At 49.5% G+C, this 26,498-nt stretch carries 35 protein-coding genes; 4 read left to right on the forward strand and 31 right to left on the reverse strand.

What is annotated here, in order from left to right; genetic code table 11:
* Positions 1–25: 25 nt before the first annotated feature.
* Entirely contained in the window at positions 26–304 is a 279-nt protein-coding gene (locus tag NYE69_RS28260) for a helix-turn-helix transcriptional regulator (protein ID WP_110944962.1), read from the reverse strand.
* A 168-nt stretch (positions 305–472) separates the two neighbouring features.
* Here NYE69_RS28260 and NYE69_RS28265 point away from each other — a divergent pair, with 168 nt between their 5' ends.
* Positions 473–1,297 (forward strand): helix-turn-helix domain-containing protein, encoded by an 825-nt coding sequence (locus NYE69_RS28265; protein WP_068783189.1) that lies wholly within the window; start codon positions 473–475, stop codon positions 1,295–1,297.
* Positions 1,298–1,923: 626 nt separating this feature from the next.
* On the opposite strand, the gene NYE69_RS28270 is transcribed toward NYE69_RS28265, so the two are convergent.
* Positions 1,924–2,475, reverse strand: a complete 552-nt coding sequence (locus tag NYE69_RS28270; RefSeq protein WP_340929214.1) for a hypothetical protein — start codon at positions 2,473–2,475, stop codon at positions 1,924–1,926.
* A 123-nt stretch (positions 2,476–2,598) separates the two neighbouring features.
* Between NYE69_RS28270 and NYE69_RS28275 the strand changes: the two genes are divergently transcribed.
* Positions 2,599–2,961 (forward strand): hypothetical protein, encoded by a 363-nt coding sequence (locus NYE69_RS28275; RefSeq protein WP_340929215.1) that lies wholly within the window; start codon positions 2,599–2,601, stop codon positions 2,959–2,961.
* 40 nt (positions 2,962–3,001) lie between these two features.
* Here the strand turns inward: NYE69_RS28275 and NYE69_RS28280 are convergent, their stop codons facing one another.
* Positions 3,002–3,376 carry a hypothetical protein gene (locus tag NYE69_RS28280; protein WP_340929217.1) on the reverse strand — a complete coding sequence of 125 codons (375 nt, stop codon included), beginning with the start codon at positions 3,374–3,376 and terminating at the stop codon, positions 3,002–3,004.
* A gap of 152 nt (positions 3,377–3,528) precedes the next feature.
* Between NYE69_RS28280 and NYE69_RS28285 the strand changes: the two genes are divergently transcribed.
* Together NYE69_RS28285 and NYE69_RS28290 are read left to right on the forward strand one after the other, a co-directional pair.
* Positions 3,529–3,744: a type II toxin-antitoxin system HicA family toxin gene (locus NYE69_RS28285; RefSeq protein WP_340929219.1), complete on the forward strand. Its 216-nt coding sequence runs from the start codon at positions 3,529–3,531 to the stop codon at positions 3,742–3,744.
* 55 nt (positions 3,745–3,799) lie between these two features.
* Positions 3,800–4,216: a type II toxin-antitoxin system HicB family antitoxin gene (locus NYE69_RS28290; protein ID WP_340929221.1), complete on the forward strand. Its 417-nt coding sequence runs from the start codon at positions 3,800–3,802 to the stop codon at positions 4,214–4,216.
* A gap of 83 nt (positions 4,217–4,299) precedes the next feature.
* Here the strand turns inward: NYE69_RS28290 and NYE69_RS28295 are convergent, their stop codons facing one another.
* From NYE69_RS28295 to NYE69_RS28430, 28 genes are all read right to left on the reverse strand, one after another.
* On the reverse strand, positions 4,300–5,016 hold the full coding sequence (locus NYE69_RS28295) for a C39 family peptidase (RefSeq protein WP_340929222.1): 717 nt from the start codon (positions 5,014–5,016) through the stop codon (positions 4,300–4,302).
* Positions 5,013–5,447 (reverse strand): phage holin family protein, encoded by a 435-nt coding sequence (locus tag NYE69_RS28300; RefSeq protein ID WP_340929224.1) that lies wholly within the window; start codon positions 5,445–5,447, stop codon positions 5,013–5,015. The genes NYE69_RS28295 and NYE69_RS28300 overlap by 4 nt, the downstream gene beginning before the upstream one ends.
* A gap of 72 nt (positions 5,448–5,519) precedes the next feature.
* A complete protein-coding gene (locus tag NYE69_RS28305) occupies positions 5,520–5,795 on the reverse strand; it encodes a hypothetical protein (protein WP_340929227.1) in 276 nt (91 codons plus the stop codon).
* A 25-nt stretch (positions 5,796–5,820) separates the two neighbouring features.
* Positions 5,821–7,200 (reverse strand): tail fiber protein, encoded by a 1,380-nt coding sequence (locus tag NYE69_RS28310; protein WP_340929229.1) that lies wholly within the window; start codon positions 7,198–7,200, stop codon positions 5,821–5,823.
* Positions 7,201–7,213: 13 nt separating this feature from the next.
* A complete protein-coding gene (locus tag NYE69_RS28315; RefSeq protein WP_340929230.1) occupies positions 7,214–7,768 on the reverse strand; it encodes a phage tail protein I in 555 nt (184 codons plus the stop codon).
* On the reverse strand, positions 7,761–8,873 hold the full coding sequence (locus tag NYE69_RS28320) for a baseplate assembly protein (protein WP_340929231.1): 1,113 nt from the start codon (positions 8,871–8,873) through the stop codon (positions 7,761–7,763). Before NYE69_RS28320 ends, NYE69_RS28315 begins: the two co-directional genes overlap by 8 nt.
* Positions 8,866–9,195 carry a GPW/gp25 family protein gene (locus NYE69_RS28325; protein WP_340929232.1) on the reverse strand — a complete coding sequence of 110 codons (330 nt, stop codon included), beginning with the start codon at positions 9,193–9,195 and terminating at the stop codon, positions 8,866–8,868. The genes NYE69_RS28320 and NYE69_RS28325 overlap by 8 nt, the downstream gene beginning before the upstream one ends.
* The gene (locus NYE69_RS28330) at positions 9,192–9,596 is read right to left on the reverse strand and encodes a phage tail protein (RefSeq protein ID WP_340929233.1); all 405 of its coding nucleotides are present in this window, start codon (positions 9,594–9,596) and stop codon (positions 9,192–9,194) included. Before NYE69_RS28330 ends, NYE69_RS28325 begins: the two co-directional genes overlap by 4 nt.
* A 12-nt stretch (positions 9,597–9,608) precedes the next feature.
* On the reverse strand, positions 9,609–10,148 hold the full coding sequence (locus NYE69_RS28335; RefSeq protein WP_340929235.1) for a hypothetical protein: 540 nt from the start codon (positions 10,146–10,148) through the stop codon (positions 9,609–9,611).
* Positions 10,148–11,197: a phage late control D family protein gene (locus tag NYE69_RS28340; RefSeq protein ID WP_340929237.1), complete on the reverse strand. Its 1,050-nt coding sequence runs from the start codon at positions 11,195–11,197 to the stop codon at positions 10,148–10,150. Before NYE69_RS28340 ends, NYE69_RS28335 begins: the two co-directional genes overlap by 1 nt.
* Positions 11,194–11,403 (reverse strand): tail protein X, encoded by a 210-nt coding sequence (locus NYE69_RS28345; protein WP_340929239.1) that lies wholly within the window; start codon positions 11,401–11,403, stop codon positions 11,194–11,196. The genes NYE69_RS28340 and NYE69_RS28345 overlap by 4 nt, the downstream gene beginning before the upstream one ends.
* Positions 11,400–14,231 carry a phage tail tape measure protein gene (locus NYE69_RS28350; RefSeq protein ID WP_340929240.1) on the reverse strand — a complete coding sequence of 944 codons (2,832 nt, stop codon included), beginning with the start codon at positions 14,229–14,231 and terminating at the stop codon, positions 11,400–11,402. The genes NYE69_RS28345 and NYE69_RS28350 overlap by 4 nt, the downstream gene beginning before the upstream one ends.
* A gap of 169 nt (positions 14,232–14,400) precedes the next feature.
* Positions 14,401–14,751, reverse strand: a complete 351-nt coding sequence (locus NYE69_RS28355; protein ID WP_340929241.1) for a phage tail assembly protein — start codon at positions 14,749–14,751, stop codon at positions 14,401–14,403.
* Between the two features lie 20 nt (positions 14,752–14,771).
* The gene (locus NYE69_RS28360; protein ID WP_340929243.1) at positions 14,772–15,290 is read right to left on the reverse strand and encodes a phage major tail tube protein; all 519 of its coding nucleotides are present in this window, start codon (positions 15,288–15,290) and stop codon (positions 14,772–14,774) included.
* A gap of 21 nt (positions 15,291–15,311) precedes the next feature.
* Complete coding sequence (locus NYE69_RS28365; protein WP_340929245.1) at positions 15,312–16,751, reverse strand: phage tail sheath family protein; 1,440 nt, start codon at positions 16,749–16,751, stop codon at positions 15,312–15,314.
* A 3-nt stretch (positions 16,752–16,754) separates the two neighbouring features.
* The gene (locus NYE69_RS28370; protein WP_340929246.1) at positions 16,755–17,102 is read right to left on the reverse strand and encodes a hypothetical protein; all 348 of its coding nucleotides are present in this window, start codon (positions 17,100–17,102) and stop codon (positions 16,755–16,757) included.
* A complete protein-coding gene (locus NYE69_RS28375; RefSeq protein ID WP_340929247.1) occupies positions 17,092–17,622 on the reverse strand; it encodes a hypothetical protein in 531 nt (176 codons plus the stop codon). Before NYE69_RS28375 ends, NYE69_RS28370 begins: the two co-directional genes overlap by 11 nt.
* Entirely contained in the window at positions 17,619–18,185 is a 567-nt protein-coding gene (locus NYE69_RS28380; RefSeq protein ID WP_340929249.1) for a phage tail protein, read from the reverse strand. The genes NYE69_RS28375 and NYE69_RS28380 overlap by 4 nt, the downstream gene beginning before the upstream one ends.
* Positions 18,182–18,541, reverse strand: a complete 360-nt coding sequence (locus NYE69_RS28385; protein ID WP_340929250.1) for a hypothetical protein — start codon at positions 18,539–18,541, stop codon at positions 18,182–18,184. The genes NYE69_RS28380 and NYE69_RS28385 overlap by 4 nt, the downstream gene beginning before the upstream one ends.
* A complete protein-coding gene (locus tag NYE69_RS28390; RefSeq protein ID WP_340929251.1) occupies positions 18,528–18,881 on the reverse strand; it encodes a DUF7210 family protein in 354 nt (117 codons plus the stop codon). Before NYE69_RS28390 ends, NYE69_RS28385 begins: the two co-directional genes overlap by 14 nt.
* 14 nt (positions 18,882–18,895) lie before the next feature.
* Positions 18,896–19,933: a major capsid protein gene (locus NYE69_RS28395; RefSeq protein WP_340929252.1), complete on the reverse strand. Its 1,038-nt coding sequence runs from the start codon at positions 19,931–19,933 to the stop codon at positions 18,896–18,898.
* Positions 19,934–19,949: 16 nt separating this feature from the next.
* The gene (locus NYE69_RS28400) at positions 19,950–20,342 is read right to left on the reverse strand and encodes a head decoration protein (RefSeq protein WP_340929254.1); all 393 of its coding nucleotides are present in this window, start codon (positions 20,340–20,342) and stop codon (positions 19,950–19,952) included.
* Positions 20,343–21,425 carry a head maturation protease, ClpP-related gene (locus NYE69_RS28405; RefSeq protein ID WP_340929256.1) on the reverse strand — a complete coding sequence of 361 codons (1,083 nt, stop codon included), beginning with the start codon at positions 21,423–21,425 and terminating at the stop codon, positions 20,343–20,345.
* A complete protein-coding gene (locus tag NYE69_RS28410; RefSeq protein ID WP_340929258.1) occupies positions 21,403–23,100 on the reverse strand; it encodes a phage portal protein in 1,698 nt (565 codons plus the stop codon). Before NYE69_RS28410 ends, NYE69_RS28405 begins: the two co-directional genes overlap by 23 nt.
* The gene (locus NYE69_RS28415) at positions 23,097–23,324 is read right to left on the reverse strand and encodes a DUF6148 family protein (RefSeq protein WP_340929260.1); all 228 of its coding nucleotides are present in this window, start codon (positions 23,322–23,324) and stop codon (positions 23,097–23,099) included. Before NYE69_RS28415 ends, NYE69_RS28410 begins: the two co-directional genes overlap by 4 nt.
* A 27-nt stretch (positions 23,325–23,351) precedes the next feature.
* Positions 23,352–25,202 (reverse strand): phage terminase large subunit family protein, encoded by a 1,851-nt coding sequence (locus NYE69_RS28420; RefSeq protein ID WP_340929262.1) that lies wholly within the window; start codon positions 25,200–25,202, stop codon positions 23,352–23,354.
* Positions 25,180–25,710 (reverse strand): hypothetical protein, encoded by a 531-nt coding sequence (locus NYE69_RS28425; protein WP_340929265.1) that lies wholly within the window; start codon positions 25,708–25,710, stop codon positions 25,180–25,182. The genes NYE69_RS28420 and NYE69_RS28425 overlap by 23 nt, the downstream gene beginning before the upstream one ends.
* 490 nt (positions 25,711–26,200) lie before the next feature.
* A complete protein-coding gene (locus NYE69_RS28430; protein ID WP_340929266.1) occupies positions 26,201–26,482 on the reverse strand; it encodes a hypothetical protein in 282 nt (93 codons plus the stop codon).
* Positions 26,483–26,498 lie beyond the last annotated feature (16 nt).

Here is a 26,498-nt window from a genome sequence, read left to right on the forward strand (position 1 = left end):
TCCCATCCCCTTTCTCGCTTTGCCTCTAAGGTGCATATACATTTGTTTGCGCGTTCTTGCTTACCGAATCAGAACATTCTTTGCGATTATCTTGTAAATTCTGTGCAACATCGGTGTCAAAAAAAATTTCCCGTACATCACGATTGAAAACTTTGGCAATCCTAATAGATACCTCTACTGAGGTGCTGGCCCCATTCTCGATTGCAGAAATCGTTGCGCGTGATACGCCAACCTTTTCGGCTAGCTCATCTTGTGTCCAATCAAATTCCTGACTTCTTCGCAAATATCTAACTATATTTTTCATATCGTTTGTTCACCTCACTTTCTGTTGTACACAGTTTACATCCGTTTGACGTCAATGTATAGTCTGTGCAACAACTTTTTTTTATGGTATAATTGACTTTTTGTAAGTTTTGTTTTACATTATTTGTTGTGCTTTGTTTACATTTTGAAAAAGGGGGTTTTCACTCACATGAGTAATGAACTCGGGAATTTTTTGAGACAACTCAGAGGAAAACGATCTTTAAGAGATATTGCTGATCTGACTGGACTTTCACATACATACATCTCAGATATTGAGAATGGTTACCGGAGAGGTACGAACAAACCGCTTAAGGTTTCCCCTGAAATCCTTAAAAAATTGTCTAAAGCCCTTGACACATCCTATGCTGAACTTATGGTTCTGGCCGGATACTGGGATAAAGACGACCCGGAAAACGAGATGTTATCTGAGATTTATTCTGAAGAACGTAAGATGGAGAAAAAAATAACTGCTTTATTAAAGAAAATTGCTAATGACGAAAACCTCTTCCCATCTCGATACCACGAGGACATTTTCAAAATTTTTGGTGGATATGCTTCAGATAAAGAGGTATACGAACGCTCATCATTTGGGGATATAAATTCTTTTGACAAGTGGTATTCTGATTACTTAAAACGGGATGAAGAAGACAAGTCTGTAGATGAGGAATGGGCTATTGAGGAGTTTAACAAATACTATAATTATCGAACTATTAAGCAAGGTATTGAGTCTTTGGACAGATTCATAATCATAAACAAAACGCTTGATGATTTCTGGGATGAACTTGTAGATTTTTGCCTGCGTCATAACATTGATTATCAGGATGATCAAATAAGAGAAAGCTCCCCTCCATATTTGACTGGAAAAGAGCTTGACGAAATACCTATTGAGGAATTAGCCAATCACAACTTAACAAGAAAAGGCAAACCGCTCACTGAGGAACAGAAGAAGAAACTTGCTCAGTTAATTCAGTCGGCTGCTGATCTTCTTGACTAGAAAGTTCATTCAAAAACTTTTCGGCTTCTGTAACATCCAGACCTCTTAGTTTTAATCGCTCTAAAAGTTCTTCAGTGCGGATAGTATAAATTGTTTTGATAGGTCATCCCTCCTAGCTGTAGTTTTTTAGTGAGCGAGATGTTAAGACAAGCCTATATGTATTTGAGTGGTGTGGATAGTGTTAAGTCACTCTTAACACCTCGTTCTCTAAACCACGTTCTACCATAACCGTTGTCGCACTCTGTCGAAGTAATTACCTGTAATTTAAACCACCTGGACTAGTGCCAGCAGGTCAACTACAGGACACTTATCGGGCGCATCATCTCCTTTCAGCGGACACAAATGGACGCAAAAAAGCCGCTACAGTCTGGGTTCATAGTTACAGGCATAGTACTTTATTTGGCATTATAGAGTTGTTCTCATAACACCATTGGGTACTTTTTTTTGTAAATGCCTGATACTCTTAACCCAGACCATAGCGGCTTATTAGGCCCTTATGATCTTCGAATTACTTACATTAGAATGCTCTTACGGCGCATGCCCAGAGTTGAGAAAAAATAAAAAAATAAGGTATGTCCTAAATAATATCAGATTCCCCCGAAGTTTGTAAAGTATTGCCTATTAGGTTAATTAAAATACATCGCCATTCGCCGATCCAATAGCATGATCGTTTGGGCATATCCGTTGTCATCAAATACAGCTGAAATCACATATGTTTTTTCGTTTTCTTCTTGTGTTTTTGGAGATTCAGATTCCTTTAAAAACTTCTTATTCACTGTGTCATAAGCATAATCCAAATTTCTCTCATGATCGCCCAAGTAGTTATCACCATATATTTTCTTTAACTCATCCTTGAGCATTCCAACCTTTGCTCCTTTTGAGGTTTCATATGTACCAGCTGATTCCTCACGCAAGGCAATACCCGCTACCTTATCTTCCCGGTACATTATTTGTACCCCAGAGTTATATGTAAACCAGCTACCGAAGCCTTCCCCCTTTTCCCCCCTCCCAAGTACCTTTTCCGCATCATCTCGGCTCATTCCGTATGTAACTTTAGATTTACTATCTCCGACCTTGTGAATGCTCAGATCATCAACTGTAATAGCATTGTTTGAGTTGCCGCATCCAGCCAACAAGAGCAATAATACAACTGCAATCGTCGTGATTTTAAGACGCATTTCATCACACCTTTTTTACCTAAATACTACCAAAGAAAATTTATCCTGGCTATCTCATAGAAACAATTTCCTAGTTCTGGTAGACTGAATTGGAAATATAGCTCATTAAGGGGGGCTTTGAATATGCAGATTATAAAAAAATGGTGGGTTTGGGCTATCGCATTAGTTGTTTTAGTTTCAGGAGTATTGATAGGGAAAAGCTTGTATGAACAAAAGAAAGAGGCTGACCGACAAGCCTTAATACATATGGGTGATAAGCTTGATGAAGCATGGAATAAGTACGAAAAAGAAACTGCCAAGATAAATGAAAATGGCAAATTGGCCTCAGAATACACTGAATTAATGATGGATATTGTTGATGGTAACATCCCTGCAAATGAAATTGAAGAGGCTACGGAGAAAGCGTGCAAAATGGAGAAAGAGCTGATGGAAATCTACCCAACCGTATATAAAGAGCCTAGTTCTGTTTGTAAAGATAAAAAGTAAATCCTAAAGAAGTAATAAAATGCCCCGGAGAAATCCGGGGTTATTTTATATTCGCGGTCAGTTCTGCAACGTACGCGCCTAGCCGGACACTGATTTCCGTCCGCATCACGTCGCGGGTCATCCCAAAACGCTCCTCATATCCTCGACACAGAAAACGGTGATACACGATGAAATCGGCATGTTCGTCACTGAAAATCTTTATGTTTCGTTTGGTCAATTCGCGTTTTATATCACGCATGTCTTTGCTTATTTTGTTCATGACCGCTTGGCCTGCTGCCAGATAAAGCTGTTTTAAAAGGTTAGAGCTGCGCTCAATGTCATCCACGCTCTTTTGTACCATCGTGAGCATGTAAGGTAGTAAGATGTAGTCGCGGAGCATTGTAAGTTCTTCTGTCGTGATCATCCCGTTATTCAAAAAACCACCCCAAATAAGAACGTTTGTTTGTATTATAGATCAAAAACGCAACCTATTCAACGAACAAAAAACACGCACATTTTATGCGCATTTTATATTGACGCGCGTAATTTATGCGTGTATAATAAAGATATCGAGAGGAGGTCAATGTGGTGGGGAAACAACGAACGGTTCGGGAGGTAATTCAAGCCTTGAAAAAGGCGGGTTTCATTGAATCCCCGAATCACGGAAAGGGAACAAGTCATCGGCGATACATAAACCCGAATGACCCCAGCAAGTTCGCTGATATCGCGGTACACAGTATGGGTGACACAATCGCGAAGGGAACACTAAAAAGCATAGAGCGTCAATCCGGGGTTAGAATGTAACCCCGGGTGTTTCCCTACCCTTGCCACCTCATTTGAAGAAGGAGTGTGAATATCGTTGAAAAGCCATTATGTTTATCCGGTGGTTGTCGAGCGCACAGATACAAATTTGAGTATGTACTTTCCGGATTTTCCGGGGACGGCCGTAACTTCTGTTGAGTTGGCGGAAGGTCTTTCGAGGGCAAAGGAACTGCTTGCTGCCCGTGCTTTGGAATTAGAGGAGGCCGGTCAGCCCCTTCCCGCTCCTTCCGAACCGGAACAGATTGAGTTGGAGGACCCGAGCGACCGGATTGTTTTCGTGGAAGTGTTTATGCCGCCTTATCGCGATGCAGCCGAGAATAAGGCCGTAACAAAAAATTGTACGCTGCCAAAGTGGTTACGTGATGCAGCTGACGAGGCTGGCCTTAATTTCTCGCAGATTCTGCAGAGTGGGCTTAAAGAGGCTTTGGGTATCGAGAATCGTAACACCCTCTGAAAACAGAAATTGGCCCCGCCAGCACATAGCCGACGGGGCTTTTTCTACCGATTCTTTCGGATTTGAATCTATTATATCATGGATTATTTGGTAAGTGTAGCTGTTTTTTCTTTGTTGTTCCAATCAAATTTTGCTCCAAGCGCTTCACCTGCTGCGCGGAGTGGAACATATACTTTACCCTCGTAAATAAACCCGTCCTCAATCTTTTTTCCGTTTATAACGACCTTCGCCTTTTCCACTTTTTCCGCCTCCTGATTTGGATTTGAGATAATCCAGTATTGTTTTGCCTCAGACTTAAACACCGATTCTTTGGCCTTAACTTTGCCATCATCACGCACCCCCTGGTCAATGAGGCCATCGTTGCCATACTTGCGGTTGTCATGGTTGGGGTCGAAGACATCGATCCACCCATCCTTGCTGATACCTACCAGCAGGATATAGTGACCACCTCCGGTTGTGTGGCCTGGACCCATGGACGCGATAGCGAGATTTCCTTCCTTCAAGGCTGCCTTTACATCGGCTAGGCTACTGGTCTGTCTAACTTCGAGCCCGTATCCCCCGAGAAACTTCCGGAAGAATCCCCAGTCCGTGCCGCTATTGGCTGTACGAAACCCGTTCTTCACGGCGAAGCTCGCCGCCTCGGTGGGCAGAATCGTTTTTCCTGTATAGGAGCTCACAACCATAGACGCACATGTGGGGCCGCATGCGGACGTGCCGATAGTCTGTTTTTTGTCCCCGGTGATTGAGTACATGACGTTTTTCCAGCGCGGGTCCTCTTGACTGTAATAGACAAGCTTCATTTTCCTTCTCCTTCTTTTCCGGCCTCGCCAGCTACTCCGCCTTTACCTTGCAGGATAGCAATAGCCTTTTGTAGTCCCGGAGGGATAGGCGCGCCGAGCCGCCCAGCGTTTTCAAGCAGGCTCAAAAGCTCGTTAGCGAGGTAAAAAAAGATCGCTGCATCCCTAAATAGATGCGCGTCTCCTAATGCGGTATCTACCAAGTGAGCCACAGCCACAATGGCAAAGATCGATACTTTTTTGGCGATCCCCCAGCCGCCGATCCGGCTGCTCAATTTCCCCTCCTGGGCTGCTGCGGCTACCCCGGATATATAGTCGATAACCACAAAAGCCAGTAGGATATTTAACAACGACGACCAACCCCCAAATAAAAATGACGCTGCCGATCCGCCGACAGCGATAAGTCCTTTGATTACGGTATCCACTTTGATCATCCCCTCTTATCTTTAATAGCCCCGGATCGGCTCCGAGGGCATAAAAAATGCGCCTCCCAGCGCTCCCTGTGGTTACTCCACTGTTTCCGTAATTTCTTCGTAATTTTCGGCGAGATATTTATAATCGCATACGCCGATGGTCCCCGTGTTGTTCTTGTAGATGAATTGCCCTGGAATGGCTACAACCACTTCTTCAGCTTTCCTCAGTGTCACCGACTGCAACGTGCCGATATTCGATAATTTTATCGTCGCCTCCATGCTCGTCAACTGGACGATTGCCTGAATTGATGTAAAATCTTTAAATTCGATGGCCTCGACGTAGTCTTTGCTCTTAAACATCCTGATCATGTATACCACCCTTCTCTTAAATCTACTATAGCAACATCATGGTACTCATCCTAAGAGTACCTGACCCACTACCCGCCTGGACGCGTACCCGTAAGTAATAGTTGCCGCTTAGATTTGACACGTTGATGAGGCCTGCTTGATAGTACCCCGACGCGTGATACTGAACAGTCGTAGACGCGACCCCGCTGGAATCACCTTGCTGTGCTGTATCAACAACTACTTGGCATGTAGCATTATAGCCACCACTACCTCCATATTGGTGGTACGCGGTAAAGTAAATCCAGTTGATGTAGGTAAGGTCCACGGGATTTTGCAAATAGACATAGGCATCAATACCGTTGCTATCCGAGCTAATATCAAGCCTAATCTCGCTATTGCTTGGTGGGTAGTACGTAGTTGTGCTGTACCCGTGTACTCCTGTGTACCCCCAAGCCGGGATGTTTTGGCGATCCGCACCATAGCCAAACATCGACATTCTGCCTTTGACTGCGTTGATGCTGGCGATTTTGTCCGCCAACGCCGCCCATGTGTCGTTTGTGGACGCGCCCACGCCGAACTTGGAGTTGAGCGCGCCCACTATGCGATTTTTGGCATCAACTCCAGACGTAAAAAGCTCGTTAATGGCGGCGACAGTGTTCCCCTTTGCCGAGGTAAGCAGACTTGAGAGGGGACCTACAGCATTGCTGGCGGCATCTGCCTTGCTTTGGGCGGTAGCAGCCACACTGCTTGCCGCGTTCGCTGTTCCCTGAGCCGCAGCAGCCGCACTATTCGCCGCATTCGCCGTGTTTTGCGCCGCCACCGCTGCGTCGTAAGCCATTTTTGTCGCCTTTGGCGTCGAAGCTTTGGTATCGCTATTGTCGTTCACGGCATTGGAGAGTTGGACGATCCCTTTTTGCGTTAGACTTGCATCGCCGATATGGATTCCGGCTATGGCCTCATCGAGTTCCGGCTTGGTAACATACACGAGCGACTCATCGATATTTGCCGTAATGTTTGTAGCCTTCCCGACAAACACGTTCATGTTGATGGCTTTTTCGATGAGGTCCTCGCCACTCGGCGTGATGTAGTCGGCCGTTGTCCCAGCGTTGGCATACATGTAGAGGATTTCGCCGTCGTCGGGGTCTCTGGCAAAGATGCCGACCTCGCGCAGAAAAAATCCGGTTGTGACATCCTGGTTTGTGAGGGTCCCGCCAATCAGCGCCCGTGTAGACCCGGGTGGATGTTTCAGTCTTTCGATGGCCAAATCCTTGACCGGGGTAATCAACGCACTCATATCTTCGAGAGATTGCCCGCTCAGCGTACCGCTCCCGATGCTCATTCGCGTATAAACAAGCTGAGCGCCGGCTTGCGCCTTAGCTTGCAGTTGTCGCCCTTTATTAGTAAGTGCCTTACTCCAAGATGACATTTTCTCACCTGCCTTATATCGTTATAAAATCGCCGACGTGCAGGGCGCCGCCGTAATACATATCGTTCATTTCAATCGTCTCTTCCAAAATAACGGCCTCAAGCCAAGCACTCAGCCGTTTGATCGAATCGACCGCCTGCACAAATTCTTTGGCCCGCTCGCTTGTGGCGCTCGGGTCGCTGGTGCGTACCCGGAAATATCCCGGCTCGCCGCCGTATTCCCACCATTCCTCCACTTGGCCGGTCCCGAACAGGATGGCCACCAATTCCTCCACAGCGGCCGGCGTACCTTTGCGCCGATGGAACCGGATAGCGTTTTTGACGAGTGCCCGTTTTTGTTCGATTGGCAATGTCGCGTCGTAAAAATCGACGTGCAGTTGCCAAGCCAACTCATCCGCTTCCGCATCGTTGAGCGTATTCAACCGGTCGAAAATAGACAGTTTCGAAATGGCCAGCGTTGTCTGCTGTAGCTCGTCCTGGATCGCCTGTGCCGCAGCCGCAACTTTCGGATCGTGTTTAAGGTTAGGAGGCAATAAATCCAAGAGGCTTACGTTTTGGATATCAATCATCTTCGAGCCCTCCGAATGTAGTTGTCACGGTGGCATCTTGAGCGACCTGGAACCTCGATAAATCGGTAAACGCCGGCTCGGTCACCCGCACCCTTAAAGCACCAGCAGCCATAACCCGCGCAATCAGCTCCGAGGGATTTATATCCCGGCCAAGCTTTGATTTTTGCCAGGTTACATAGCCGTTTACTGCTGCGGTAACTCCCTGCTGTATTGACGTTGTCTCAGCGGCACGTGAGCGGGCGATGTAATAGGTCAAATTGATGTTATACGGGACAGCCACGGGAGCCTGCACAGTAACTTTGTCAGTCAATGGACGCACATCCCTTTCGGTCACCGCAGCTAATACGGCATCCAGCACGTCCTGTGTAGGTATTTTCCCTCCGGCCAACAAAGGGGCTAATACAACCTCCACGGGAGCGGGCGAATCGACTGCCACATCAATAATGGCGCTGCTGGCTGACTTGGCCCTGATCTCATACGCACCAGCGGGGCCCGCAACCGAAAAACTCTCTGGAGCTGATCTGATACGCTGCCGGTACGCATCATCTGTCTCCGTATCCGCACCGCCGGAGCTCTCTGTCGTGTTGGTGACGCTCTGGACGAACGGGAGGGGGTCTATCAGCGCATTTATTTGTCCGGCGGTAAAACCATTGCCAGCAATCCCAGGAACCGAACACAAGGCCGGTACGCTGCCAGTAACCGCCCCTGCGGGTATTTGCAGTACGTCGGAAGTTATGAAAAATAACTCCCCTCCCCCGCCTTGCGGCCCGACTCTGGTCCCGGCTGGAATGATGGTTGCTGACGCGAGCGGTATAGAAAGCGAAATTTGAATAGTTGTCCTTGCCGCCTCGGCAGGGAGCCTGCTTGTATCATACATTTCGCCTATACCGTCCAGAACGTCTCCAGTCGCATAACGTAGAAGGTTTTGCCGAGCTGTCGAATTAATCAGCACCCGTTGTTGTACAATGATTTGCGCCAGCGACAATAAAAAAAGGCGTTCCGGATCCGCAGGGTAAAGCGTGCGGCCCGTAATCGCCTCGTGTATAGTTATTATGCTGTCGATGATTGTCTGCGGATCGTCATCTATAAATTTTAGATCAGCCAAATTCGTTCGCCTCCTCGGCCAGGGTGAATTTAACGACTGGGATCAATTTATCCCCGTCCACATGGATGTCAACCTCAGTCACTGTCGCTCGGGGTTCAAACTGACTAATAGCATCCCTTATGTTCACCTCAAGAAGCGCTAAGGCTGCCGGTGTGGGTGAGTCAATAATTGCAGGGTCAATACCAAAGCCTCGGGCAAGCGGACATGTACCCTCTATCGTAGTGAGTATAGTCCGAATATTTTGCTTTACCGACTCAACCCCGATTAGTCCAAATTTTATTTCCGGTGAACCGTCCGCCGTCACGCTGTAGGTTGTCGTCATACGTATTCCTCCAACGTTAGATTATAGGTCGCACTAATAAGATTTCCGCGATTATCGAGCTTCTCCCAGTTCTGAACCAAACTCGTGATTTTCACCCTGTCTACCCCCATGCCTTTGCCTCCGATTGTAAATTTCATGACTTTGCCCTCACGACTGTAGGTGACCAGCTTATCCACCTCGGCCCGAGGATTCAGACCTAGTCGCGCATCGACTCGGACGGTCAGGTCAAAGGTATCAAGCCCAGGGCCGAGATACTGGCTGCGTGGCTTTTTTTGTATGATGTCATTATTGCCCCACCGGTCGGCTGTTGTCCGGGAAAATTCCGAGAACGTGCGCACCTTGAAGCTTGATACGATAAAAACGATATCGCCAAGCACCCCGATTCCATCAGGCAGCGCCATAAACATGCCCTCCTAACCATCTTCTTTCTCGATCCGGACCCCTTTTTTGGCTTTTACAACAAGCTGTTCTTCATCCGGGTCATAATAGACGTAACAATCATTCGAAAAATAGGCTTTGGACTTGACTGTTAAGTTCTCGTTGATGGTCACGCTGCGGGATACGGATATATCCCCATCGACCTTTACCCCGTTCGCATCGATTTGCACCACCCCGCCCGCCGCATTAACAACAAGCTTTTTCTCCGCCTCATCATAATAGGCATGGCTACCGTCTGGAAAATATACTCCCTGCTGCGTGGCCGTCCCCGGGAGATCGTCCGGAATGACTCCCAGGCAGACCCCATTACTCGGGCCGTTCCCGAGCATCAGGCAGACAACCGTATCGCCTGGTTGCGGCATTCCATTGGTTGCCCCTTCGCCGGGCGCGAAGATGACGGGGATGGAACGAGAAACCGTGTCCTGGCGGTCAGGAAAGGTAGCTGTAATGGTCCCCGATCCAAAGTCTGAGGTAGAACAGGTGCCGATCTTGATCAACTCCGCCACAATTGACATTACCATCCCAACACCTTTCTAATTTGAATTTCGGTCGTATACGCCGCCGAAGCGCTGATTTGATGCGTCGCATTTTCGACGATGTATTTACCATCAAAATAGCCAAAGCCCTTAATATTAAGCGTCTGGCCGGCTGCGATCCGCGTATCCCCTTCAAGCGTAAGGCGGGCCTTTCCGGACTTTTTGTTTTGCTCGCGGAGTCGGTTCTTGGCTACCCGATTAGCTTCGGCCACGGAATCGACCCGCTCATTAACGCGCAGCACCGGAAGGCCGCTCGCTTTCGGCAACTTATACGATCCTTTGATCGTCTTTGCCGCTGTTTTGGCAGTTTTCGGGGCCGTATAAACGACCTCACAGGACCCGTACGCCGCGCTCTCACTGTTTGATTCGAAACTGTAGGAAATGATGTTGTCTTTCCCTAACTCCAAATCAAAAGCAGCCTTCGCAGCCTCATACTTCTCCTCATCAAAAAGGACCAGCGAAGCGCCGCTGACCTTTAAGGTGACGCCCTCTTTCAGGGCTATGCCTAATAAAAACTCAAAATCCGTCTGCTGAGTCTGATCCAGCCGCTCATAGCTGGGATTTGACGACGACTCATAGACCAGATTTAGCTTCGCACGCGCCGCGATCTCGGCAGCAACGGTCCTCAGCTTAACCTTTTCCCATGACTTCGATCTTTTCTCCTGTTTGGCCGCGTTCCCGTCAATCGGCAGCGCGCTGGCTTCCATAGTCGCCACATTCGGCGGGCCGCCGTAGGTAAACGACTTGAGATAGAACTTGCCGCAGGGCAGCTTTTTCTTCTCGCCCTGCTTTTCCCAGTGCCAGGTTACGATCTCGGCCTTGATTTCATCTCCGATCACTGGGACCCAGCCTTTGATCCATTGCCCTTCTCGGTCATCCAATTGGATCGTGATATCGTCAGCCTGGCCGCTGTAACCGTCATTGAATGTAAAGGACATCAGGTACGGGGCGAGATCAGCATCCACCTGTTTGCCGTTAAAAAATAGTGAGACAAACGCATATCGGCCGTTTTCAACCAATTTGCTCATGAATCAGCCCTCCAAGGCGGCAGGGTATCGGCTGCCGACTCGATCTTTATGTCCGGGATATTGAGAGTCACCCCGGCCGGGAAAATGACGGTTTCGATGTGCTCCAGATTAGCCAGCATGAGGTCCGTCATAAACGTCTCAGTGCCGGCCACTTTGTAGGCTATAGAGTCCCAAGTATCGCCTTGAATCGTCCGGTATGTCGTCATGCTAGATTCCTCCTTTGCTGCTGCCGCTGCCAAGCCGCCATATTCTGCTCCCACTCGCGCTGCGAATCCTTTACAACGGCTTGTACTTTTGCTTCATCAGCCGGACCGTAGAAGTTAAGGACAGGGCTATAGACAGGGGCGAAGGTTCCACCAGGGCTATACCCTAATGCCTCGCCAGCAGCCGCGTAGAGCGCGTGGGAGCGTTTGGAATTATTATCCGGGATGATAAATTCTCGGTCGCCGCCTTCGCCTACCCAAGCTAATTCCGGTGAATCGATAATTCCGCCATCGGCGTAACCCCTGAAGTCTGGATCGTGCAAAAATACCTGCTTTTTTGACTCATCGAGTTTTGAAAAATCGGGAAGCGTACCAACTTGCCGCATTACAACATCGACGTCGATCTTTTTGGCAGTTGGGAGCATATCCATCTCAGAGTTAAGCTCTCTTATTTTATGCAAGGCCTCATCAAACCGCTGTTTCTCGGCATCGTTCAAGTCTTTATATTTGGCAGCCTGATCCTTGATCGTGCCACCCAAATCCAACTCGATGAGCTTTTTTTGGTTGTCGTAAAGGGATTGGAAGCTCTGCTCAGTAGTCAAGATCTCTTCTTGGGTGTTCTTCCAAGATTCGTAGTTGTCGTTGATGGTATCCTTTAATTCGTTGAAATCGAAAAACAGGTTTGCCCAATTACCGGAGTAATCCAACCCTGTTGCATTCTGAATCTCTTGCGCCAACGCTCTCAGTTTTTCATCCTGTTCCTCGTAAGAGAGACTTTGATTATTAACGATCTCGTTCTGCCGATTAACATAATCGGAATATTGCGCATAACTGGCCTGGGCATCTTGATAAGCCTTGTTTGTCTCCGCCAATTTTTGATTAAGGCGGTCATATTCCTCTTCCAGTTGGGGAAGGTCTGCTTCCCCTTCCATCACCGACATTTCCAGTTCCCGGCGTGCCATTTCTGACCGCGATTCGTTCAACTGGTCGGCCAGCCCCAGCTGTTCACGGAAGCTGTCGCTTTTGGCATCTTCAGCCCGTAGGATATCTGGATTTAGGTCAATAAGTTCTTGCTCAACATTCTTCAGCTTTCTCCGAGCTTCTGTAAGCTGTTCGGCAGGGGTTTGACTGTCGTTGATCTTGTTGATCAGACGGTCGTATTCGGTAATCAGCTCACGTGTTTTACGGGTCTGATTGTCAACAGCAGTGTAATCGTCATAGGCTTTGTCGAGGGCGTCCCCCATGTTGATGAGTTCTTGCCGGGCTTCCTCCTGGTGCTTTTTGTAGGCCATTACGCCAAGGGTTAGAGCACCGACAGCGCCCACGGCCAGCCCGATCGGGTTAGTCAGCAGACCAACTGCGCCGCCGAATTTTGAGACGAGACCAGTCGTGCCGAGCAGGGACTTACCCATGTTGTACGCATTTTTTGCGAGCAGCCCAGCAGGGACAGATAAGGCAAGTGCTTTAACCAGGTCCTTATTTTCTTTTGCCCACTCCGTCATGTCATAAAGTATGGGTAACAATTCATCGCCAATTGGGATAATTACTTCGTTCATTAGCATTCGGCCAAGGCCCTGGAAGTCTGTGACGCTGTATTTGACATCTTCGATCTGCTGCATGGTGTTCAGCGTTTTGTCGAATTCACCGTTTGTCTCTTGAAGAGCCTGGACAGCTGCCCCTCGAAGGTCTTCGTACTGGGACCCGAAGAGCTCGACGGAGAGTTGATTCCGGTATTGGGCATCGTCAATATCACCGAGGGCTTTGATTACTTCATTGAGCGCATCCTTGGCCTTAACCGATCCGTCCGAAAGCCCGCTCAATATCTTGCCGCTGTCGCCCATGATTCCAGTTATGGCTTGGGCAGCCGTCGAATAGTCTTTGGCCGATCCACTGAGGTTTTTCAGCAATTCTTTGGCCGTATCCTTGCTGACGTGTTTTAGCAACTCAGAATACTCTTTTGTTTGGGTACCGCCCTTTTTCAGAGCCGTGATGAAATCCTCAATTCCTTCCGGAGCCATGAGCAGTTCAAGGGATTGCAAGACATTATCGTCCCCGGATTGGATACGGAGATTGAATTCTTTGAGCAAATCCGCCGTCTTGTCTAGGTTGAAGTTGCCGCTCTTAAGCCCTGATTCCAGCACGCTGAACATTTCCTCAGCGTTGTACCCTGCGTCTTTGAACTGCACGGAGTACTCATTGAGCGTGTCCAAAAAGTCGCCGGATCGGTCCAGGCCCTTCTGGCTGCCCTGGGCAATCAAACTAAACGCCTCATCTGCCGTGAGACCCATATTTCTCATCATGGTATCGACTGTTTGGACGGTTTCATTTACTTCATAGCCAAAAGTATCACGTAATATCAGGGCGTTTTTCGTGGCGTCTTCCAGTGCATCTCCGGTTAGTCCAGTAACCCGCCGTACATTTACGAGAGAATCTGCGATATCATCGAATCCTTCGCCGAAGTTGCCCGCGTAAATCTCCCTGATAATGTCTTTGAACTGGGCCATTTCTTCGGTTGTTGCCCCGGTGGCTGCTCCCATTTGGCGAACAGAATCGTCCAATGAGCCAACCTCGGCAATCATATTTGTGAACATATCGCCGACGCTGGTAATGAGCTCATGAGCCCCGGTAAACTGCAGTGTTTTTTCGAATACTTCTCCGAATTGCATGGCACCAGAAGTCAGATCGTCGAATGCTTCGTTGCCGGAATTCCTTAATTCTTCGAGCTCTTGACCCATGTCATTTACTGTGCGCTCAAGGGAATCGAAAGCCCTTCTTAGTTGAGGATCAATCTCACCATTGAGCTCAAAGCGCAGCTCGTATTCTCTCGCCACTATCAACCCCCTCCCTTCGCCCGCTGATCTTCTTCGTATAGCTCGCGGTTAGCTTCGAGCCATTTTTTCAAAACCCAAAGAGGGCGGCTCATCCAGTACTCTGGATTGCCGCCCATTGATCTCTGTGATCTTATGGATATTTTCATCAGTTCGCCGATAGCGTCTTGATTTAAGCCGAACCGGACAAAAAATCTTTCGCAGCACCTGTCACTTTCAAAAAGTCTTTGGCCGTAAGCTTTTTCATCATGTTGGGATGGACACCGGCGGCCTTAGCGGCAACTACTGCCCGATATCCTGGGTGATCGTTTTTGAATTGGACGTAGACGTTCTTCTGCCCGCGGATAAATTCCATGAAATCGGACTCAACATCAATGATGTCCTCCCCGGAAAGACCTTCAAAATTCAATATCAGTTCCTTGTACTCTACGTCTTCCCAAAGAATAGGCCGGGACAGCTTAATCACCGTCCCGGCCGTTTGTACTGCCTGCAAATCTTCCGTTTTTACCGCTTCTTCGCTCATAATCGTTTTTCTCCTTTCTATTAAGCCAATCCAAGGGCTTTTCTGACGTCGTACAAAGCATCCTTGCCGTTGATGCGGAAAATGTAGCTGAATTTGTCCAACTCAAAGACTTCGGCGCCTTCGATAAAAATCTTAATGTACGTGATTTCGATTGTATTTGAGGTGTCTGTGGCAGCGTTTTGCGCCAGTGTACCGAGATCAATCCCCTTGCTGTGGCCTCGAATCACTATTTTTATCGCCTTTGTAACAAGCCCCTTGCTGACTTCGTATTCTTGGAAAGCTCCCTTGAATTCGATGGAAGTTTCCTCTGCACCAGCGATACTAAATACTCCCTCGTTTATCGTCTTCCATGCTATTCCCACTTCGAGGGATGAGTAGTGTCCGGGGGAAGGAAGGTCCAACTCCCCTAAGATGCCAGCCCCGGACAGGGTGTCCGTCATTTGAGTAAGTGAAGGCAGCGTGATATCCGAGGTTGCAAACTCCGTATTGTTCAGAAACGTACGGAGGCCCACCAATTTTACCGGAATTTTTTGTGCCATGGTGTTCGTTCACTCCTTTCTTTAGGCTGCGGTCAGTGCAGCTAAATAAGATGCGTCATAAGTGACGATGAATTCGATCTCCTGGGCAGGGCTCGGCGGAGTTATGAACACGCGATAAACCATTTTCCCGTTCCCCAACTGGTCTGTCGGGTTGTCGGATGCTCGGAACTCCACTCGCCCGCCGAGCAGATACCCAGCTCCTACGAGGCCGTTGATCCAAATATTTGCGTCATCCGTAACGGACTCAATCAGCCGGCGGTCAAGAGGGTCATCCACTTGCTGCCAGTAGCGCAGGATCAGATTGTTTTTGATGTACGAGAACATCCGGCGGACCGGAATAAACGTCCGTTGGGCATCCGTATATTCCGGATAGGCCCCGGTACGGTTTCCCCATGCTCGGAATCCGTCTTGCCAGCGAATCCCCGTTACAATGCCGTTAGAATTCAGAATGTTGGCTTGATCGAACGGGATGGCAACAGGTGATTTGTCGGCATAAACCAATCCGTCGGCCGTGATCGGCTGATTCGATGGCGTCTGAACAGGTATGCCGCCATTGGCCTGGTCTGTGGCGACCATGTCCGCTGTAACCAGAGTAGACATATGGTATACACGCCCCTGATAAGTCGCCATTGGGTAGGTATTCGTTTGCAAGTGGTCTGTGTACCCGTTCTCCTTTTTCCACTCGGGGATCGCCGGGTACTTTTTACTTGCGTCCAGATCGGTCACGGCGTGGGCTTCAAAAAGCCCATTAATATCCTTCGCCTTTGCTACCATCACGGCAGCAATCACCGGATCATGGGACCATCCCGGAGCGACGATCAGGTTCGGAACAAAAGAGGTTTCTACAAAAACGTCCTCAATCAGTTCCAAGCCGGTTCTAACCCCCGTCTCCGCATCCGTGCCGCCGATAATCCGAGCGGCATTTACAGCCGACGGTTTCAGGGCGCTGTACCCGACTTGCAGGGATGTTGTGCCGGTCGGGATAACTCCGCCGCTTACGATGGCAATGACGAGCTTTCCGGCCTCGTTAAAGGTGAGAGTGTAGTCTTTGTCCTTGACGTACGTCTTTGTCCCGTCGCCGACCGTCACAGACGATTTCAGGACGCCCTCCTTGTCGATCGTGTGAATACCGTCCACAAAAGTGGCTGCAGCCGGCGAGACGGCTTCCACGTCCGCTACGTCCAGGACGTTTACAAAGGCGATTGGACCCTGCTCGTTCACAACAAAATGAGCATGGGCCGCTTCGCAGAGCGTGAATGATTTCCAATCATCCGAGTAGCCCAATTTTGCCTTGAACTCATCGAGATCATTTGCCATGATCACCCTGTTAACGGCTGCAGCCGGATCTGCAACCAAGTTAATCGGAGCGGTACCAAAATAAATAGGCAGCGTATTGGCTTGCACCACCGCTGCCTTGGGGATAAATGTTTCCGACGCCTTGACGCCATGAAATTCTGACATAGATTACACTCCTTCCATAGATCGGAGGGCTGTGTTCAGCGCCGTTCCGGTCTGCTTGATTTTCCGCAGGGATTCCTGCAGTTCGTCTACGGGGACAAACAATGTTTTGATCGTCGGATACTCCTCGTATAGAGCCTTCAGATGCACCGGATGCCCGCCGAGATACACCTGATTTGTCCGCAGCCCAATGCCGTTTTTGCGGATAGTTGGGCCGATGTAGATCAGTTGCTCCGGCGGTTCGGTGACTGATGGCGACTGATTTTCGACCACCAGGGTGACTTCCTTTACGGCCTCGACCTTTTCTTGCGACTTATCGGGCGCATTGGTATCTTGTTCCCGTTTAGTAGCCATCCTTCCATACCTCCATTTCAAATCCAGGCACTTCCCACGTGGTTGACATATAGCCCATCCAATATGGGTCGGCCTGCTCTTCATAAAATCCCATTGAAAGCGGTCGGGTTAGCCGGAACGACCACCCGTTCCAAGTTTCTCGTAAAAAAGATGCCCTGACGTGCTCCATCAAGTGCAGCACATCCATGTAGCCATCAGCGCCCCTACCTTCGCAGCCGAATGTAAAATCAATCGTGGCCGTCCTGTAGCCTTCCTCATTGTCCTCAGAAGCTGAGTAAACAATAATGATAAACGGCCAACGTTCATCCCGCTCATCCGACAGCGTCGTGTCCGCCGTCGAGGGTGGAATATCCGTATCAGGCAAAGACGGCAGAGACGGATCATAATCCGGCGTTGCCCGCGGAGGCAGATCGACCTTATAAACGTTCGGCCGGAGCCGCAGTGGTCCCAGGAACATCTCGCCGGTGATCTCCTGCAGGTATTCCTGCAGTTTATCCATCATCAAGTTTGGTGTCGTCATGCATTCAGCCTCCCTAATGTACGATTGAGCTCATGCGGCAGGCGCTTCTCCATTTCATCAGCATAAACATGCTGTACATGCTCAAGGACCTCTTGGTTCCCCACCATCGACGGCACCGCAGGCCCTCGAAGTTCCTGAATCGGTAGCCGCTTCTTCCCTTTCCGCTCAAAAACGCCCAATTGACTGCTCGACGTGGCGATAAACGCTCCCGGAATGGGCTTCTTCGCTCCGCCCCGATATACCGCCACCTTCAATGCCCTTGGCGCTTTTTTGAGCTTCTTTTTTGGTGTAACACCAAATCGGATCAATGGGAGGGGGCGCCCCTTGGAGATCAAAGTTGCTGATAACTCGGTGCCTTTGGCTTTCCTGATGCTGATCGTGTCCACGACCACTTTCTGCTTGACGATGTACTTCTCTCGGACCTTCCGCCCGGTTTCAGTCTTTGCCCGCTGTGTCGCTCTATTTATGCTGGAACGGAACGCCTGCTGAACGGCCCTGTCCATTTGTCTGAGCGACCTTCTGGCCTGCCGCAGGTTATTCCGGATCTCGATAGAGTCGCTCATGGCCGTGCTCCGTTTCTGTTAAGAATGATTTTCAAGATGCCCGTATCGTTAGATACACCAGTCACCGTATACTGCAAAAAGTCCAAATAAAAATTCTGGTCAACCCGTGGGGTATAGGCCAGAATTCGCGGATTAATATGGATGATTGCATTATGAGCAGAAACACCATCAGCCGTTTGAATTGGGCGACCATCGAGCGTGAATTTTTCGACGATCATACTAAGTTCCCTGTCCTTGCGACCTGTTCTCTTCTCGTCATCGGTATAGGTCGTGACGGTGTGAACTTCCGCGAACTCGTTGGGGTTCATAAATACCTTCTCAACATCCGCCGCAAGTTGGTCCTTAAAGCTGGACATTCAACTCATCCTCCGGAAGTTGGCTGGCATACCATTCTTCGTACTGCACGATCCGCTCCTCTTCTTTTCCGGCCGGGTCGATTTCCAAGGCTTTAAGATGCGCCTTTTGCTCGTCGGCTTTCAGATCGGCGAATTGTTCGACGGAGAGGACCAGGCCAACAAGCGGGAGCTGGCCTCCAACAGCTAGACCAGGCGGATTGACCGATTGGCCTTCCAACGGCTCGCCATCCCCAAGCCGAATGAGACGGTCGTATTCTTCTTCGGTCAGATCCGGAACGATGTCCCCGGGCTTATAACTCTTACCGTTGTGACGGATTTTCCCTAAAGCTTTAATGTTCACGGTCTATTCCTCCCTTAAAGTACCTTAGCGACTGCCCAGCCGTGAACGTCCAGTGGAATCGGGAAAGGACGGGACAACAATTGAAGGAAGCGCGCCGCCGGCTCTTTGGACGTCCACGACTGCGGTGTGATTTGCGCCTTAACATATTGGAATTGCCCATTATCACCCATAATTACATTGGCTCCATAAGCGAATTCGAAAGGCTTGCCATCAGGAAGCATGGCTAGTGTTCCAGCAGGAATGAAATCAACCTCTTTGCCATCCTCGTCCGTATAGCTTGCAATTAAGCTATATACGTGGAGTTGCACTTGGTCAAGGTAACCGTGATATGTTACGCCATCCGGCAGCTGCTCCATATTGAGATTGCCGGCGGAGATGACAGAATTGTTGTTGATCTTAGCAAGTTCCAAAACTTTCGGGTGGCGCATAATCCGTTCAGCAACTTCAAAGGTAGTGAAGATTTTACGTGGAGTACGCCCGCTCTTTTGCATGACGTCGCGTTTGATTTCGGCCAAAATACCAATTACATCGGCATCGTCATTACTAAACAGGTCCGTTCCGGAAAGGGTATAGATATTTTCGAAATCGTAATCCAACTCCTGGTTCACACCCTCGCCGATCTGCACAACTTTACCAGTGAACATAAGACTGGACCCCATTTGCATTTTTCGCTGAGTAATTGTGCTTGTCAGATCAACAATATCTTGAGCAAGGAGTTTTTGAGCTCGCACTTCCGGGCTATCCGGGTTGTACAGCGATTCTCCAGCCTGTCGAACTTTCAAGTCGATGGTCGTAATGGCGCGCATCGGTTTAACAAGGGCCGGTGTATATTGTCTTGCTGTAAAACCCGTCCGCAGCACAATCTTACCGGGAAGCAGTTCGTTTACATACGGAGCGATCGGCTTATGGCCTTTCTTTGTTTGGATTTCGATCTCTTCTTTTTCAGAAGTTTCGCCCTCGGAGAAGAATTGGTCCAAGATGTATGTGCTTGGCTTAGGCATAGCCTCGACTACACGAAACAGGTACGGAAACGAATAAATGTCTTTTGCCATTGTCAGGTAAACCTCCTTATTTAACCACTCGTTTTGTGATAATTCCGATTTTGCGCAGAGCATCCTCGTGCGTCGCGATTGTATCCGTGCCACCGAATTTCAAAGCGCTGCGATTGTACTCTCCATCGGTGTACGCTACGGCCCGGACATCCTTTGTAGTGGCGTCAACCTCTACGTCAGCCAGTATTGCATACGGATCTTTCGAACCGTCTGTAGCCTTAGAGTCAACAGGCAGCATGACAGGGGTGCCTGCGTACACGTCGGTTTCAGCAAGCTGAGAAACCTTGCCCAACACCGTTCCGCGAGTTACAATGCCGGCGCCGCCTTTTACGATAATGGCAATGGCCGTGGGCGGTTTGACGCCGCCTGCAAAAAGATCATCAAATTTTTGGCTTTCGTAAGCTGGCATTTACACCAGTCCTCCTTTTTTGGCAATAAACTCCCGAGCAAATTCAACCATGGCATTGACGGACTTTTCTTCGTCCTCTTCATCATGTTGGGCCGGATCGGCCGGTGCCTGTGCGACAACCTTATTAACATTGCTGTTTTGAGAATCATCGAGGCGATCCTTGCCCTCCGCCTTGACTCGATCAGCCGAGGCTTGGACGATCTTCATCGCAACCTCTGCGGCCGTTTCACCGTTTTCAATAGCGGCGCGGATGAATTCAGCGGCGCCAGGTGCGCCGGCCATTGCGTTCAGATCAGCAATGCGTTTGCGTTCGGCTTTAATAGCCTCCTGGGAGGCGGTGCCCATGATCTCTTGGACTAATTCGGGGTGTTTTGCTTGCAGTTCTTTAAAATCCATCGTTTTCGGTTCCTCCTTTGTCTTCGGCTCTATAATCTGAGCAGCTGGTGGCTCTTTTTGACTCTTATTCGCAGTCAACAGTTTAGTGCGGAGCTTGTCTAGCACATCGGGGGGCAGTTCAGCTCCCAAATTTGCGCTGGCAACAGGGGTCAATTCTTCTGTTGCAAACATGATCTCATCCGCAAATCCCCATTCAAGCGCCTGTTGAGCATTGAAAAATGTCTCGTTTTCCATCAAATTGCGAATCTCTTCGCGAGTACGTCCCGTTTTAGCCACATACGCATTAATCATTCCTTCATCGACACTGGTCAGCATCTGTACGCGCTGCTCATGTACCTGTTTGTTACCATCTGTCCAGATGGCCGATCGGTGGATCATGATTTGAGCAGTAGGGGAAATTAAAACTTTATCTCCTGCCATGGCAATAATTGATGCCGCACTTCCTGCTATCGAAGGGATCTTTACTGTCTTGAATCCGGGGTATTCTTTTATAGCTGTGTAAATCTCTGATCCCGTCCACGTTGACCCTCCGCCGGAGTTGATGTACAACTCTATATCTTCCCCGCCAGCTTCTTCAAGTGCTTTGTGAACAGACGAGGGGCTAATATACGGCAGTTCAAGCCATTCATATATCCACACGTCCCTATCTCCGATTACGGTTCCGCTAAGTTTTATTTTCTTTGGCATCTTCTTCCTCATCCCCTTTCATCGTTCCGTCTTCGGAATCATCTTCCTGGTCATCATCTTCGCCGCTTTCGTTTTCACTTGGCTTGTGTTCTGAAGCTTTGGCACCACCGGACAATCCCAATTCGGCTAAGCGTGATTGCTCATAGGCCCGCTGCTCGATGTTCTGCTCCCATGATCCACCCGTCAATTCCGTCGTTTCGCGCTCGGCCGTGGAGAGGTTATTATCAATACGCATAACAGCCGCTTGCACTTCCTTGGTGGGATCGAGCAAGCCCTGTGATGGCCCATGCCATTCGGCTTTTGTGTAGGCAGCAAAAATAGCCGGGTCATCAAAGATGCCAGGCGCGTCAATTCTTCCTTTGCTTACAGCTTCCACAAACCACTCTTCATAAACTGGCTGACAAAACGACTTTGCCAGCCATGACCGGCGCATGCGATACATTTTCCAAGCTTCCAAAAGAGCTCCACGGCTTGCCGAATACGAGGACGTGAACTGCTTGGTGAGGATTTCGAACGGCAACTCCAGAGCTGCCGCAATCTGTCGCAACAAGGCATTTACGAATCCAACATAATCCGGATTAGGGCGTGTCGGATTTGCAAACTGTGCCTCCTCTCCAGGATCCAAATATACGATAGCTCCCCGGCCCATCTTGATGTTGTCTCCGCCGGTTCCTGGGATCGGTTCATCGTATTGATTTTCTGTCTCCGGCTCCTCCATGCCATACGTTCCATCGTCGTCCTCAGCTGGACTTTTGATGAAAACGGTGTACATCGCGGAGATGACTGCGGCCATCAGTTCCGCCTCGGTGTACTGGTCCAGTTGCTTGAGTGACTCAATGATCGGAGATATAACTGGGATTCCCCGGCGCTGCCCTGGCCGCTCCGCTTCAAACAGATGGATAACATTCAGTCTCCCGGTACGTGCCCCATACTTCTCGACTCTCACCCAATCCTTTGGTGACACCGCAACTCGATCGCTGCCAGGATGTTCGTTTGAAAAGTAATAAGCTACAACCATGCCGTCAGCGTCAACCTCCACGCCGGACTGTATTCGTTCAGGATTTTCCAACGCCTTGGTTAGTGGAGTATCGCACCGATCGGCCTCAACCAGATTAATCCGGAGGTCATAAATAGAATGTTTCCGCGGCAATAACGGCAGCAGGGCGAACACGTCACCGCTCATCAGCATCGATAAAAAGGCCAAGGATTGGAGCTCGTAAAAATCATTCAACCCGGCCGCGTCGCACTTCGTAGACTCCGACCACATGGCCCATTCACGATAAATGCTATCCCGCAGCTTCTTTGCCTGGTTCTTGCTCAATCCTAAAAAATCTGCGTCGAAAGCCGGCTTAAGCCGTAGACCTGTACCCACAATGTTGGTCCTCAAACCTTTATGCGCGGCCGCAACAATATCGGAACCCATATGCAGATCCCGCGCACGCGCCCGAAGCTCATCAAGGTTTTGATGGATGTCGGCATCGGCGTCCCCGATTGGTGTCTGCCACATGACCATGGATTTTTTGGTCCTGCTGGCTCCATGCCGGCCGTAGCCTTTACCGTAACTACTCAGGACGTTTTGTACTGCTTCATGCCGTGCGGCTTCAGCTCGGGCTGCGGCCCGGCGCTCTGCGATGCTGGGAGCAACATAACCGATGAGTTTATCCAGCTTGTTCATAAATCAAACGGGGTTATGCTCCTAACCTTCGTGCGGCGCCGGCCTGTCTGCAATTCATCACACAGACGGCCATAGTATTTTTTTCGTTCCAAAACGGTGGCCATATCAGTTCTTGTCAACGTCCGCCCCGCAATGCTGTATGAGGCAGCTGTCGCAAGCGCGATCTCAGCATCGTGCCACAGCTTATACATTGCCTTTGCTTCTTCAAGTGTCATTCTCGGCATTTTCCCCTTCACCCCCTTTCATGTGGTCTAAATGCTGCTGGAAACTCCCGATTTGCGCCGTTTTTTTGCCGGACCAACTCCGCCTGGGAGAACCTTAGGGCCGTTGGGTTGTCGCTCAATCGGTAGAGATAGATTCGGCCGGAGGATTTCAATGATCGCCCGATTGTAAACCGCAAGGTCAAACGGTTCATTTCGATCCCGAATCTTCTTCCATGTCTTGAATTTTTGGCCGCCAATGATTTGATAGACGGGTGCTTCAGCTGTCAGCCCGAGGAAATATTCTTCTGTATACCCCTTGTCCTCGCCGGGAAAATGGCAATACAGAGGACCTGGTTCCTTCACATTGAGACTGTCGAAGATTTTAACTTTCCCGTCATCGACCCCTAAACTCCAAAGCACGGCTCCTTCCCGCTGCGTCTTGGACTTTTTATGGATAAACGGGACGTGCTTCGCCGTCTTGGGTGTTATGCCCTGGCCTTTGATCGCATATATATGGCGGTGATTCCGCGGCCGAGTAAATTCGTAGACCTCTTTGGTGTAGTGGCCGCCTGAGTCAATGCATGCGCCGATTATCCTAAACTCCCGGCCGCCTTCCCCGATCCATGTTCGGGTCAAAAATTCGTCGAGTCGTTTCCATGGCTCAGGGGTATCCAGATTTCCGTAAATCTTGTGATACTCTATTCGCCAAGACTCCTTACCCGCGCCCCAGCCGATGACTTCCACCTCAAAACGGTCATCCTGCGTATCAACGGCTGCCGTGATGACCTTCACGCCGGCCGGCACATCATATTCATACACTTCACGGCGAGCGGCCAGCGTTTTCTCGTCGGCCCCTTTCTCCTTCATCACCCATGGCTCGCCCAGAACGGTGTTGACGAAAACTTTCAGCTTGTCAACGCCTTCTCTTTTTGCAACCAAAAAAGCTTTCGCAACCTCGCGCCAATCTGACCACGGGCTGGAAAGCTGATTAATGTGAAAACCGCGCCGGGTTGAATGCTCTTTGCGAGCAATCCATTGGCCCTCTCCGCGCTTCCATTCCTTCTCTGTGCCGAGTATGCCGCAGTATGCGCAGCGGTGTTCAGCTTTTGTTACAACGATTTCGCCGCTTTCAGATACATAATGATCGTAAACAATCCCATCTTTGAAGCGCAGCGGCTGCAGTTCTCCACAGTGCGGGCATGGTAAGCACCACTGCTCCATTGTGCTGTCCTCATAAAGCTGATAGATTCGGGATGTCTCTTTGTCCACTGGTGTCGATACGAACAGATGGCGCCGCTTATGCCGGTAGGTTTTTGTCCGAGCCGTTGCAAGTGCAATCGGATCACCTTCTTTCCCGGATGAAACCGGGAACCTATCAACCTCGTCGCATAATACTATCTGAATCGGCCGTGACGAGAGATCCTCTGGAACGTTAGCTCCCGCGATTGCCACATAACCACCTGGGAAGGATTTTTCCTCTATGGTATTGCTGCTGCCGCGTGACTTAGCAACTCCAATTTTCGACCTCAGTACTTCGCTGCTGTTGATCATCGGGGTGAGCCGCTTTTTCGAGTACGCTTGAATCAACGTGTCATTGGGTAGAACGTGTAAAATGGGGCAAGGCTCCTGATCGATATATGACCCAGTGACATTCAGCAGAAATTCCGTCTTACCGACCTGCGCCGAGGCCATGATCACGACTTCTTCCCATTTCTCAATTGAATCCATGATCTCTCGCTGATAAGGAGCCCGGTCGGTCCGCCATGGCCCCGGCTCCGCGCTGCTTTCTGTCGTTAGAATCCGGTTAGCGTCTGCCCATTCAGAAACGGTAAGCCGCCTCTTTGGTTCCCATTGTTTATTTGCCCGGGCGAATAGATCAACCGTCTTCTGCGCTACCATGATCTATTTCGCCCCCAATCTTATCTGGGGTGTATTTCGCCAGAGCTGCCAGCACCGTTTCAATCTCCCGGCGAACAACCCCCTCTACAACGTCGGCAGGTTCGTTTTCACACTCCGTTGCGATCCGACTCGGCACCCCAAGTAGCCGGGATTTTGTTGTCAGGATGAGATCGGACAACAGCCGCTCAACGTCAGCTGCTTCATGGAGGTTCCCTTTCATCTGCTCCAGTTCGAGCGCAGCTTTTTCGGCCTTCGCCTTTTCGTGCTCTGTCTTATAATCGATGAGCCGCGGCTTTTTGTCGTCTTCCTTACCACCAGAGGCGTGCTCTATGTACGCTTGGATCGCGTCGCCAAGGATATACTTGCCACGCTCCACCTGCGTGAGCACTTTTTCCCCGGTCAGCTGCCGGACCCAGCGATCCGATTTCCCGATAATGGCCGCCAATTCCCCGGTTCCGACGACTCGCTCATGCAGTTTTGTCTCTTCCGCTTTATTTTTGGCCATCATCTCACCTCAACTTCCGTTTTTTGACCAATTTTTACAGTTTGCTCCCCCAACCGCTTAATTCGTAGCGAAAATTAAAAAAGCCCCCATTTCGATAAATCCGAAGCGGAAGCGGAACTAATTTTTTTAAAAAAATTCTAGCGGCTTTTCGGGCTCACGCGCACCCGCAGTCAATCTCCCTCTCCAGAAGGACCCGTGACCGCCAGAATCGCCCCGATTTCCTCATTCCAGATATTCCGCTTGTGTTCGTCCGCGTTTTAATCCAAGCGCTCAGAAGGGCCATTCTGTGCGTCTGGTGACGTGCGCTATTCAATGCCCTTCACAGTGTCTATCGACCGTGGCAAGACACGATCAATCATAGCCTTAGGTATCATAGTTTCAAGCGCGGGCCTAAGGGCTAACTCTCGAAAGAACTCTGCTGCCTCTGTCATATCCTCTGTCCTTCCTACAGCGGTGCTCTTTACTATGATCAGTTCATCATCGTCTGCCTTGATCATTGGCATTGTTCGTCATCCTTTATCACAGCCACACCAAGATCAAGCAGCATTGATTCGATGACCGCATACAATTCCTTTTTGATGTCAATATCACCGAATCTAGTGATTTGGTCCAACTGTTCAATTACCTTTAACTTCAGCGTTACCTTTTCATGCAGTTCAAACAGCCCCGATTCACGCAGCAGAGATGCATATGAAGTTGCGGGGCTCTGCTCTTTGATCGCCGATTCTCCCTTTGGAGGAGTTCCAAAGCACTCATTACCATTTGTTCGACTCATATCGTTTCACCTTTTC

It is taken from the genome of Paenibacillus sp. FSL R5-0527, from assembly GCF_038008055.1.
In the GTDB taxonomy this organism is placed as follows: domain Bacteria; phylum Bacillota; class Bacilli; order Paenibacillales; family Paenibacillaceae; genus Fontibacillus; species Fontibacillus macerans.